Annotated in this window: 9 protein-coding genes; 4 read left to right on the plus strand and 5 right to left on the minus strand. The window is 31.9% G+C overall.

What is annotated here, in order from left to right; translation table 11 throughout:
• Window positions 1–450: 450 nt before the first annotated feature.
• Window positions 451–1,674 carry an MDR family MFS transporter gene (locus BFG57_RS09420; protein ID WP_069717227.1) on the minus strand — a complete coding sequence of 408 codons (1,224 nt, stop codon included), beginning with the start codon at window positions 1,672–1,674 and terminating at the stop codon, window positions 451–453.
• Window positions 1,675–2,608: 934 nt separating this feature from the next.
• Here BFG57_RS09420 and BFG57_RS09425 point away from each other — a divergent pair.
• Together BFG57_RS09425 and BFG57_RS09430 are read left to right on the plus strand one after the other, a co-directional pair.
• Window positions 2,609–3,652: an ArsR/SmtB family transcription factor gene (locus BFG57_RS09425; protein ID WP_069717228.1), complete on the plus strand. Its 1,044-nt coding sequence runs from the start codon at window positions 2,609–2,611 to the stop codon at window positions 3,650–3,652.
• Window positions 3,649–4,875 carry an MFS transporter gene (locus BFG57_RS09430; RefSeq protein ID WP_069717229.1) on the plus strand — a complete coding sequence of 409 codons (1,227 nt, stop codon included), beginning with the start codon at window positions 3,649–3,651 and terminating at the stop codon, window positions 4,873–4,875. The genes BFG57_RS09425 and BFG57_RS09430 overlap by 4 nt, the downstream gene beginning before the upstream one ends.
• Before the next feature lie 272 nt (window positions 4,876–5,147).
• Here the strand turns inward: BFG57_RS09430 and BFG57_RS09435 are convergent, their stop codons facing one another.
• A complete protein-coding gene (locus tag BFG57_RS09435; protein ID WP_069717230.1) occupies window positions 5,148–6,050 on the minus strand; it encodes a DMT family transporter in 903 nt (300 codons plus the stop codon).
• A gap of 128 nt (window positions 6,051–6,178) precedes the next feature.
• Between BFG57_RS09435 and BFG57_RS09440 the strand changes: the two genes are divergently transcribed.
• Window positions 6,179–7,912 carry an ABC transporter substrate-binding protein gene (locus BFG57_RS09440; protein WP_069717231.1) on the plus strand — a complete coding sequence of 578 codons (1,734 nt, stop codon included), beginning with the start codon at window positions 6,179–6,181 and terminating at the stop codon, window positions 7,910–7,912.
• A gap of 573 nt (window positions 7,913–8,485) precedes the next feature.
• Here the strand turns inward: BFG57_RS09440 and BFG57_RS09445 are convergent.
• Entirely contained in the window at window positions 8,486–9,331 is an 846-nt protein-coding gene (locus tag BFG57_RS09445) for a LysR family transcriptional regulator (protein ID WP_069717232.1), read from the minus strand.
• A gap of 167 nt (window positions 9,332–9,498) precedes the next feature.
• On the opposite strand from BFG57_RS09445, the gene BFG57_RS09450 reads away from it, so the two are divergent.
• On the plus strand, window positions 9,499–10,065 hold the full coding sequence (locus BFG57_RS09450) for an NAD(P)H-dependent oxidoreductase (protein WP_069717233.1): 567 nt from the start codon (window positions 9,499–9,501) through the stop codon (window positions 10,063–10,065).
• A 301-nt stretch (window positions 10,066–10,366) separates the two neighbouring features.
• Here the strand turns inward: BFG57_RS09450 and BFG57_RS09455 are convergent, their stop codons facing one another.
• Together BFG57_RS09455 and BFG57_RS09460 are read right to left on the minus strand one after the other, a co-directional pair.
• Entirely contained in the window at window positions 10,367–11,062 is a 696-nt protein-coding gene (locus tag BFG57_RS09455; RefSeq protein ID WP_069717234.1) for an HAD family hydrolase, read from the minus strand.
• 83 nt (window positions 11,063–11,145) lie between these two features.
• Window positions 11,146–11,856 carry an HAD family hydrolase gene (locus tag BFG57_RS09460; RefSeq protein ID WP_069717235.1) on the minus strand — a complete coding sequence of 237 codons (711 nt, stop codon included), beginning with the start codon at window positions 11,854–11,856 and terminating at the stop codon, window positions 11,146–11,148.
• Window positions 11,857–12,320 lie beyond the last annotated feature (464 nt).

The raw sequence follows: 12,320 nt of genomic DNA on the forward strand, positions 1-12,320 counted from the left end.
TCCACCGATTATTTCTGAGTTAATGATACCTCTAATAATATTGAATTTCCTAATAACTCCACCCCTTAAGTTATCTACGAAAAAAGCGAATAATTGATTTATCCATCATTATTCGCTTTACACTCTATACCATGACCTTTTATTCAACAATTATAAGTTTATTGACTTTTAGATCTGACGATGTATTTTGATTGAGTATATATTAATATCACTGGTTTATAGGAAATGGGTCATTCCTTATGAGGTGTCATTAAAGTTTCTCAAATAAGTAATTTTTGTTGAATACATGTGTTAAGTTTAGTCAAATTATTAAGTTTACAAGTTTATCATCCGTAGCGAATGGTTAAGGACAGAAAGGCTTGAACTATCAATCACATAACAACACTTTTATGATCACAAGTAAGTAAATTTCTATCCCTAACCTCTCCTTTGCCTTCAACTAATATCTGTTCAAAGACTAAATTCTACTTTCCTCTTCGTTGACGTCATCAAAGTCTTAACATATAAAAGAACGGGAAATCCTAGCAAAGGGAATAGTGTCAACACGCTAAATAAAGCAAAATTATTCGTATAACCGAAATACTCGAGCATAAGTCCCCCAATCCAAGGGCCAAACGATCCTCCGATTGCAGTGAAACCCATAGCTCCAAAATACAACCCTTTCATATCATGTGGTGATATTTGGTCAACAAATAAATCTGTCATTGTAAACATCATTACTTCACCGACAGTAAATACGAATATTGATAAAAACAATAACGGCACTGAAGTAAAAAATGCAAAACCTAGTAACCCTATAGAGGTAGTTAACGTTCCAATCATAATAGATATTAGTGCCGAATAACGTTTTCCTATCCTTGTTACTGGGTATTGAACAATTAATACTGTTACAGCATTAAACACAATTAGATAAGAGTACACTTCTACACCATTTTGAAAAAATGGCGAGTGGGCTAAATATTGAGGGATAGTCGAACTAAATTGAGAATAACCACAAACCCCAACCATTAAACCAATGACTGCAAATAAAAATACACGATCAGTACTTAGTACCCTCAAAGCTTTTGCCATCGTTACCCTTTCATTTGAGCTTGAATCAGAACTATTATTAGTTGAATGCAAAGAAAACATCGCAATTAGAACAATAAAGTAAACAGTATATACGACTGCTGTTACAAAAAATGCAGAAGTTGAAGATGAACTTCCTATCTTTAACCCAATTAAGGGGCCTACTGCAGCACCGACATTAATGGCTGCATATCGAAGGTTAAACACCAACAGTTTATTTTTTGGCTTAGTTACTTTCGAGAGCAAAGCACGAGAAGATGGTTCAAAAAAAGAACGACATAAACCATTTAAAGCATTCAATATAAAAAACATCATGACACTATCAGCTAAAGCAAAACCGACAAAAACAAATATCCATATAAAAATAGAATATTTCATCACCTTTTCTTGCCCATATAAATCTGATAAATAACCACCAACGAAACTACCAAATAAACCTACTATCGAACTAACCCCAATAATAGCTCCAGCATAACCAGGACTAACACCCTTTGCAGACGTTAAATAGATTGCTAGAAATGGGATTGTCATAAATGTAGCCATCCGTGCAAAGAGTGTACCTATAATAATTGTTAGACTAATTGGGTGAATTCTTCTTATTTCCAACTTACACTCCTCCCTCCGAGTATGTACGCTCAAAGTAACTGTAAACAATTTCTTGTTTTAAGTTAGACAAGTTTCTCATCAATACGAGCTGATTTCATTATACTAAGATGATCTAAGTAGTTGGATCAGATCATAGAATGATATATTTGTACGACTATTGAATGAGATCTTAACTAGCCTATCTCAAAAATGAAATCAGTTAGCGATAGATTACTTATACTATACAAATTAAAAACAATAGTATGTTTTTGTACAACATCGAAACTTATGCTTGAACATGCTCCTTTTTAGTGGTTAAAAGTTGTTGAATATCAAAACATTTACAATTTATAATTATCAATATTATTGGAGCATGTAGCCAAAATTACTATACAAAAACTAGCTTATCCCTTCCTTCTATCGTATTTTGATGAATTATAGTTGATAGAAAGGGAGCCGTCAAGAAAAGATTGTAAGTAGTTTTATTCTAACTAACAGCCTGTTAGAATTTTTCCAAATCACAAACAATGGTAAGAGACTATGATTTATATATACAAATAGACCCAACTTACAGTTAACTCTGTATATTATGAAACTTTATTACAAATACAGATATGAAAACTAACAATAGATTTTTTGTAATATAAATTTGTTAGAAATAAAAATATTGATTAGCTTACTTATTTGGCAAACATGAAAACCAATTTTACCAATACGATCTTGTTAATTGAGAATTATTACAGTCTACTACATACATTTGTAGATGTTCGATAGATTATACAAGGATAATAGGCGTTATAGTTTTCTATCTAATTTTCAATTATATTAATTCTCGAAAAAAATAATCAAATTGGAGATATTAATGACTACCTCACCTTTTTATTATTCAAAATATATTGAATTTTACTTTTCGATAATTTAGAATTAAGAAAATACATAAAATGGAGGTTCTGTTATGAAACGTCTTTATCCCCCTCAGTCAACCGAAACAATTTCATTGCAAGTAGAATCATTATCTGTTTGGGAGGTGATTCTTGGTATTGCAGGTTACACACATGCAAAACTTCGACATACATTCAATTTAGATGAAAAATGGACATTAGACAAAGATTCTATGCCATCCTCACTAGTAGAACAGTTAAAAATCATCCAAGATACTAATTTTTGGTATGGAATGATCATGCTCCAAAACGAACTATCATCACCATCTATTCAAGATTTTTCAAAGCGTCTTGCAGAGATGCCAATTGATTACTTCTATGACACACTATTACCTTATAATAATCGAGATGCAGAAACGATAAGAAAAATGACAGCCACCAACCATCAACAAGTTGAGTTATTCGAGAAGTATGCTACATATTTTGAATCTCACGATTACTTAAGTGGATATATTCGTCATCTTGCTTGCTACTCTCATCATGATATTTGTGAATTATTCAACGATACTTTAAATAGTTGGTATAAATGGGTAACACAACATGAAGAATGGGAAAAATGGATTCAAGCACTTACTTTTGATCAAAAACAATACAATACACTAGATATATTAAACCCAACTGAGGAAATTGAACGAATTACGGGTGGAATTAAGTATATTCCTGAGCCTTCTATCTGGACTGTTAAATTAATACCACATGTTTCATATCGTCCATGGATCTTAGAACTACGTACACATGATACTAAACTCTTCTTCTACCCTTTGAAAGACGAATATTTCTTAGAATCTGGTGTTCCGTCAAGTGAATTAATACGTGGTCATAAAGCATTAGGAGACGAACTTCGCTTAAAAATAATATATCAGCTTCTTAAAGGTCCTTTATCTCTTCAAGAAATGAGCATTCATTTTAATACATCTAAAACGTCATTACATCATCAGCTCTCTATAATAAAAGCAGCAAAATTTATTAGTGTTGATAAAGGAATCTATTCCGCAAACGCAAGCCAAATAAACGATTTTTCAGGAAAACTTTCTCAGTACCTTGAAGGTCTACAATGAAGACCTACTCTAAGTCTTTTAAAGCACTTTGGATTGGTGAAATTGTTTCAGAGTTTGGTGGAGCAGCTGGAGGAATTATAAATGGATTGCTTCTGTATGAACTGACTGGTTCAAAGGAATGGATGGGCTTACTTTGGTTTGTATATTTTATTCCTTCATTAATATTACAGGGGGTAAGTGCTCCGTTCCTAAATCATGTTATAAAAGAAAAAGTACTTCGAAACATTCAGTTGATTCGTGCAGGTGCCTACTTACTTCCGCTAGTCGGTGCTTTCAGTGGAACAGATATAGGAACAATTATAGGATTAGTCATTTTACAATTTATATTAGGTTTGTTGCAACCAATATACGCAAGTCTATCTTTTTCACTTCTTCCTGAAATATGTAAAGAAAAAGAACTTATTCATGCAAATGCATTACTAGACGGAACTATTCGGCTTATGAGCTTTATTGCTCCTGGAATAACTTCATTACTTTTGTTGCTCATTCCTATGCATATTATATATGGGGTTTCATCAGTTATGTTTCTAACTAGTTTTCTAGCACTTTCAATCATCCCTCAGTTAAGTACGAAGAAAGTTGCAACATGGACTAAAAAGTTTTGGTGGGAAGAAATGAAAGAAGGCTACCGTACTTTCTTTAAATATCCACATCTATTGCGACTCACTATTCTTTCTTCAATAGTTCAATTTGCAGTTGGAGCAACATTGGTTTTGAGTATTCCTTTTATTCGTGGAGATCTTAATGGTCAACATTGGGAATATGCAATCTTTGCTGGAACTTTCCCAGTTGGTTATGCTATAGGTATGGTTTTACTTTCGAAATTACCAAAAAACTATCAAACTATGTACTTCGGTTTAATCGGAGGAGGTATTTCATTCATACTGCTGTATTTTGTAAACCTCATTCCTTTAGCATGGATTTGTGAATTATTTGGAGGAATGTTATTTCCCCTGTTCAATGCCCAAAGCTCAGCAATTTTTCAGCAAGAAGCCCCCAGAGATCGTTTAACCCAACTAAGTGCAGTGCGATTACTATTTTTGCGAGTTACGATGCCATTAGGTATTTTGTTTGCTTCCGCTCCATTATTTGAATTAAATACACGTCAAATCTTTGCAATTGTTGGCATGTTAATAGTTATCCCAGGAATATATTACTTATTAGCTTCATTTTCTAAACAGGATAATGATTTAATGGAAGATACAAAGCAAAGAACAAGTTAATGAAGAAAGCGTGTGTATAGAAATTCGCATCTACTACATACGCTTTTCAGGAGTAACAATCCTATTTTAAGTTAGATGTTGTTTAAGCTTTTCATCACTGAAGCCCTCGTAAAAAATCTTATACTGATAGTGTAATTCATCGTTTTTATGGTGGGAAGGTACCCTGAACTTTAGCTAAATAAGTGATAATATTTTTAATAAAAGCAACAATCTATCCGAAAACAATTTAGGATATATAACAACAAAATAGCACCATAATTAATAGATCCACATTATTTGTATAATGAAGCTATATGAATCCTTTTACCCTTTTCACTTGTTCTAATGTTTTGGTTTACAAAGAATACTCCTATAATGACGAGTATACCTCCACCGATAGATAATAAAGTAGGTATTTCTCGTAACCAGATCCATCCAATTAATGTAGCTCCTACGGGTACAAGGTACAAAAATGTTGTAGCAACAGATACAGATAATCGTGATAACACATAAGCCCATGTTAAATAAGCAATTGCAGCTGGAAATATACCGAGATAAATAACTGTTACAGTACTACTAATTGAAGCAGCATAGATTTCATTCAAAAGACCAGATCCAAACCATAATAGTGTGAACGTTCCACTCCAAATAGCGTAAGCTGTACATTCTAGAGGAGAATACTTTTTCGTAAGTGGCTTTTGTAAGGTGAACATCGCTGCTTGTGTAGTTGCTGCAAACAGTAGAACAAAAACGCTTACCCCAATGGTAAAGTCTGTTTCTGGACGATAGGCAATAAGAATAATTCCACAGAGACTTATGAGGAATCCGACCCATTGTCGCAGATAGAATTTCTCTCGAAGAAAAAACATAGAAAATAATGCTGAAAAGATTGGAACTGTGTTGACAATAAAACTCGCAATTCCTGCTTCAATTCTTTGTTCACCATAGTTTAATGCAAAGTTATACAATGCAATACCGATGAATCCTGAGAGAAAAATTCGGATCATATCACTTTTTTCTGGAATACGTATTTTCTTGAAAAATGCAATAACAAAAAATATTAATGATGCAACTAAAAATCTTAGCAAAGCTAAGTTTTGTGGTGAGAAATCCTCAAGACTTGCCCGGATGCCGACAAAAGCAGATGCCCAAAAGAAAACTGTAACGATAATAGATAATACGGTTTTTAACTCCATCACTTCCACTCCTTAATTTAAATTAGAAGTATCATACCGTTTACAAATTATTATGCTTTATACATAGATTGATAAAAAGGGTTTAATCTAACTTATTACGACCCCTTTTTCAAAGAAAGGAGCAAACGATGAAGGATTTAGCGTATTTTCAAATGCGAGGCTATTTATATCCTAGGGAAATAAAACAAACAGTGACATTCAAGCTTAAGGAGCTTGAACAAGTTTGGTATTGTAATCAGAAAAATGTCAAAATAAAAATTAAAAGATTTGTAGAAGATGGCAGATGTACTTATCACCCCGGTAGAGGGAGAGGAAACCCATCTCGCATCAATTTTACAAATACCTTTCAACAAGAATTTGAGCACGCTGTATTACAATGTATTGAACACGACCACATCGAGAGTATCTTTCAATTGTTACAGTTACCTATTCCAAAATCATGGGTAACTAATGTATCAAAAGAAGTCAATAAACTGTTTGGTATTCAAACGACACATCAATCGAAGGAAGTATTACGATTGGCAATTTTTAAAAGAATGGTCACCTTAGATCCACAATACTCTGCTATTGATTTTGAAAACTATTTGATTCAACAATTAGGAAGTACACTTGTTATCTATGATCAACAGGCGGATACCATTTACCCACATATCGCCCATCGTTGGCAAACTGACAATGACTACAGAACTTGGACATTTTATTTAAGGAAAGGGGTTCAGTTTCATCATCAACGTTATTTACATAGTGGTGATGTAAAATATACAATTGAAAGACTAAAAAGCGGATCATCTTCTCTAAATTGGATCGTACAAGATATCAAAATGATTGAATGCGTTTCTCCACACACTATTCGGATTCATTTATCTCAATCAAATCCACTTTTCAGTCGGTATATGAGTACAATTCATTTTTCTATTCTTCCAGAGGATGAACCGTTTGATGAAAACAAATGGATTGGCACAGGTCCATTTCAACTAAAAAAACGTACTGATACGATGATTGTGCTAGAGGCGTTTGATCAATATTTCCTTGAAAGACCGTTAATCGATGAGATTGAATTTTATCTTTTGCCTAGCGAAACAAATACTACAATGACAATTCAACTCAAAGGAGAAGAGAAAAAAGAAGAAACGATAAGTAAGGAAGATATGATAGTAGGTTTTCGATTTCTTGCCTTTAATTTAAAGCGACCATCAATTGTCCAACGTCATTCCTTTAGGTCAGCACTATTTCACCTACTAGATATGAAGCAAATGTGGGAGGATCTAGGCAGAACAAATTTCATAGAAGCATCCAGCTATTTTCCGTGGAAATCACATCAAGAATCTAAAAATAAAACTCTAGTAAAATCGTTACTACAGAAATCAGGTTATCAAGGTGAAACATTAATGATATATTCAAGAGACACCCCTGATGAAAAAGAACAGGCCGAATGGTTTATGAAGGAAGCCTCTTCAGTAGGTGTTCAACTTCAATGTATTTACTTTCAAATGGATGATTTCTATTCATCAACCATTGAACAAGAAGCTGATTTACTTTTTGCAGGCGAGGTGACATCAGATGATTATCATTTCTCGTTTTTAGATTCGTTTTATAATAAATCAAATATTTTCCAAAGATTTATTAACCAAGAGCACTTACACATCATTGAAAATTTCCTTGAACATATTAAATATGAACCAGATTTCAATAAACGGGAAGCATGGATAGATAAAGTTGAGCAATATTTAAGAAATGAGCATCTTATTGTGTATCAATATCACCCAATCATTCAACGTATGTTTCATCATTTAATTCAAAGTACTAAATTCGAAGCTTTTGGATATGATGACTTTCGGAAAGCATGGATAGAAAAAAAATAGTTGTTACCTAGTCTTTGAACGGGTTATTTCGGGAACATCGGAATATTCCTCTATATATTTAACCATTAACCCTTTTTCGTAGAATGTGTCTTTTTACTTATACATCCCTTAATTAAATGAAAAAAGGTTTTAAAATTTTAGAGAATTAGCAGTCATGTAATCTTGTTACGATACTAATAAAAATAATATTTACGAGATACAATACACTATTACTAGTCATAAAATAAACGATACAGGAAGGGAAACAAAGAAGTTTCAGTGTGATGCTGAACTATCAATTTTCAATGCTGTATATCAAATTCTCTTTGATGATAAAAATGCAAAAGAAACATTAGAAAAAAATTATTAAGACTTGAAAAATTTGAGTTTCAATGAGAGTCAATGAACTTCCCAAATCGATCACGGTAATTTAATAAGGTACCTTCCCTATTTTTTAAATCTGTGCGGTTTAGTTTTAAAAGGTTTTGGAATTAAATAAAAAGGTCAAAGTAATTAAAGATAACAGAAATTAGTATATGACTCGAAATAAATAATGAGTTGATCAATATTTTAAACGAACAAGTGCTTCCTAACTCACAAATTTAATAAATTAGTTAGTTCTTGACCCATCAACTCTGTATCCTTGTTTGAATGTGTCAATAAGTAGAATGATCTAACCAAAGGTTTCTTTTTTATTTTTTTAAATACAATATTTTTTTTGGTATTTTTTTGAGCTTGTATAGAAGGGAAAAATGCTATCCCTTGACCCTCACCTACATAATTTAATAGTGAATCAGTTTGAACCTCCTTGTAGATTTTTGGGTTGATGTCACAGGACTTAAATATTTTTTGTACTAAATCACTTGACTCACAACTTGAAGATGGAATAAAGATCTTCTCTTCTATTAAATCTAATAATTCAACCTCTTTTTGTTCAACTAATTGGTTTGTTTCTGATAAGGCAACTAAATATTCTTCTTGGAAGATCAACTTGCTTTTTAAGTGCAGAAACTGTTCAACATCTTGTACGATCACTGCATCTAGTTCTTTATTGAGAAGTAAATGTAATAATTCTGTAGTAGTACTTCTAAATACAATTGAGTACTGATAAGAATTCTCCTTATTCGCTCTTGAAGAAAAGAAATAAGATCCAATAGAAATTAATGCACCCACTCTTAATTTTCTTCTGCTACTCATCTCCTGCACTATTGAATCAAGTTCAATTAATATTGGTTTGATTTTATGAAATAAACGTTCTCCATCATCTGTTAACTCTATTCCTTTACTTGTTCTATTTAATAATGTTAAACCCAAAAATTGTTCTAAATTCTTTATTTGCTTGCTTAATGCTGGTTGTGATATATATAACGCTTCAGCTGCCTTTGACAAACTATTCCAGTTTACCAACTCAACAAAGTACCGTAATTGTTGTAAATTCATGACTTCATTCTCCTTTACAGTGTTATAACTTTTAGTTATAACTTTATAACATATAATTTCTTCATTTTGGTAATTCTCCTTGATATGATTCACTTAGCACCTCTAATGAAATGAGATGTATATAAAATTCTCCAAATAATCAAAAAATCGAAGGAGGAATGGTAAAAATGAGCAAAATTTTTATCGTAAATGGACATGAGTATTATGATTTCTCTCCTGGTAGGCTAAACAGCACTATGATTCAGAAAATGATCCAAGAATTTAAAAAACATAATCATGAAATAAAAACTACAATAGTCCAAGAAGGTTACAATATTAAGGAAGAGCAAGAAAAATTCAATTGGGCGGATGTCATTATTTATCAAAGTCCCGTGCATTCCTTTAATTTACCGTTACTTTTTTTAAAATATTTTAGCGAGCTACTAAAACATTTTGTAACCCTCGATACTGAGTATGGTCATGGTGGTTTGTTACAAGGAAAAAAATACATGTTTTCACTTACTATGAATGCCCCTGAATATTCATTTGGTAATAAAGAAAAATTTTTCGATGGAAAATCCATTGATGATCTATTTTTTCATGTGCATAAACTTCAACAATTTACTGGAATGACTCCTTTACCTACCTTTGCACTTTATGATGTCATGCATAACCCTGATATTGATGTCTACCTATCTAAATTACAAAAGCATTTACAACAAACTTTTACCTTAAGTGAAATTCAAAATATCTAACATAAGTTGAGTTTATATCCTACAAATGTTTCTATTTTTAAGTATTAAAGATAATTAGATTCATAAAGATGAAGAGAAACATAGAAAATGTTATTCAACAATATGGCGCTTTTCTACAATAGGAACGCGTCTTTTCTTTTTAAAAATTCTATATGGTAATAATAATCATTTATGAAACTAATCTTGAGGAGATTATTCATATCTAAAATTCAAGTCAAGCATTCACCTAAGAATTTAATCAACAAATTATCCAACTTAATGAAAGCGAAATGCCATGAAAGGAAATTATTATAATTATTGTCTATTTTATACTAACAATATGTTCAGCAATCTCCAAAATACTACCGTCATTATAATGGTACGAATTATCCAGTGATATTGGGATTATATCTCCTACATAATAAGGATGCCTTACTGCATTTAACATATGCACATCCCCAAAAGAATCGCCAACTGCAGCCACCTCATCTAACGATATATTCAACTGACTTGTTAATTTTCTTAACCATATCTCTTTATCTTTTGGCCAAAAATGATTTATGTCTCCTTTACTGTCGTAGGAAGTCCCTACAAAATATTCTATTCCTAATTGTTCAGCAAACCACTCTACTGCAAATTCAAAAGTAATAGATATAAGGGCTGTTGAAATTGAATTTTTATGAAGAAGTTCTATACCTTCATATAAATCTGGAGCTAATTGAGCATATTTTAACATACCCAATATATTCTCTCTCGTTTCTGCTTGATAAATTTTTATTAATTCCTGACGAGCGCTTTTTATTTCTTCATCTTTTCTATATTTTTCAAACTCCTTCATAAGGTCCAAATGACCCATTTGTTTTGCAATAATCTCACAAACGGATTCTTTTCTTATTAATGTGCCATCTAAGTCAAATGCAACCAATTTTACTGTAGTCAATTGTCTATTCGCCTCCATACCATGTGATACCTTGACTGTAATAGGCACACGTTTTTCAATTTTTCCAGTACGTATCATTTTTACTCACACATGATCTACCCGTAACTACTTTTCCAGAGTAATCTAATCGAACTAGTTAAGCTTCATCCATTAATTTTAACTTATGATAATAAAATCCAACGTAACTCTTCTAATTCAGTAATGATCGTTAGAGGATGAGAAATTTGAGTTTTTTGAGTATCTTTATTATTTAATAATATCGCTCTAAACCCTTGTTGAATTGGAGCTAATACATCATTTTCTATAGAATCACCTACGATAAGCACCTGCTCTGGCTGCAGTGAAGCCGTATTCAAAACATGATGATAAATTTCTGGGCTTGGTTTTTCATGACCAACTTCCTCAGATATAAATATGTACTCATTGGGAAAGACATTATATAGCCCGATTGCCTCTAACTTATCAAGTTGCCAACCTTTGCTGCCGTTAGTCAGGACTCCTACTCGATAATGATTACTAAGATCTGATATGAGTTTGATTACTTTCATATTAGGCTTCATATTCTTTTTGCCTATTGATTGATATAATCTTTCAAAATCAATTGCTGTTTCTACATCTGAAGTTTCCCCAACTTGCTCCATTGAATAGAGAAAACGATTAATCCTATATTCTTCAATTGAAATTTGTCGGCTGTCCAATTTACCAACAAGAAATCGATCTACTTTATTAAAGACTTCAAATAAATCGTGTTCATTCATATCCTTTGTGTAGAAATGATTTTTGAAGGTTTCTTTAACGCTAATTTCCCAATAGTCATCAAAATGTACAAGTGTATCATCTAGATCAAATAAAACTAGTTTAATAGGATCCATATGATTCTCCTCCCACCCATTCTAATCTGTTATGCCTTATAAAGTACATCTCTTCTGATAATTCAATATCCATTAAATAATTAGTTTTTAATGGACGACGCAATCTAATACGTTTCACCCTTAAGTGATAGAAAATTCATTTAAGTCTTAATAGTTAAATTTACCGCTTGGTCGTATTTTTGTAAATGACAAGATACAATAATCTGGATATTTAATGTGACTGTAATTGCAATAGAATTATTAATTCTAAAAATTTTAATGATTATAGGATTTATCTATTGCTTCCAGAAGTTAGATCTATCACAATTAAAGGTATTACTGTAACCATAACTTTTTTTACATTTAGGGAAAAACTAAATAGGATACATTTTTTAATGAAAAAACCCCTATTCTAATAGTTCGATCTCGTTTGTCCATGAGATTTAAATTCTTGTTCTAATCAATGATGAAGGAAAAATTTATTA

It is taken from the genome of Bacillus solimangrovi (genome assembly GCF_001742425.1).
Classification (GTDB): Bacteria; Bacillota; Bacilli; order Bacillales; family Bacillaceae_N; genus Bacillus_AV; species Bacillus_AV solimangrovi.

Coding starts and splice junctions, on each gene's coding strand:
- BFG57_RS09425 (WP_069717228.1), top strand. CDS start 2,609: ATGAAACGTCTTTATCCCCCTCAGTCAACCGAAACAATTTCATTGCAA.
- BFG57_RS09440 (WP_069717231.1), top strand. CDS start 6,179: ATGAAGGATTTAGCGTATTTTCAAATGCGAGGCTATTTATATCCTAGG.
- BFG57_RS09445 (WP_069717232.1), bottom strand. CDS start 9,331: ATGAATTTACAACAATTACGGTACTTTGTTGAGTTGGTAAACTGGAAT.
- BFG57_RS09450 (WP_069717233.1), top strand. CDS start 9,499: ATGAGCAAAATTTTTATCGTAAATGGACATGAGTATTATGATTTCTCT.
- BFG57_RS09435 (WP_069717230.1), bottom strand. CDS start 6,050: ATGGAGTTAAAAACCGTATTATCTATTATCGTTACAGTTTTCTTTTGG.
- BFG57_RS09430 (WP_069717229.1), top strand. CDS start 3,649: ATGAAGACCTACTCTAAGTCTTTTAAAGCACTTTGGATTGGTGAAATT.
- BFG57_RS09460 (WP_069717235.1), bottom strand. CDS start 11,856: ATGGATCCTATTAAACTAGTTTTATTTGATCTAGATGATACACTTGTA.
- BFG57_RS09455 (WP_069717234.1), bottom strand. CDS start 11,062: ATGATACGTACTGGAAAAATTGAAAAACGTGTGCCTATTACAGTCAAG.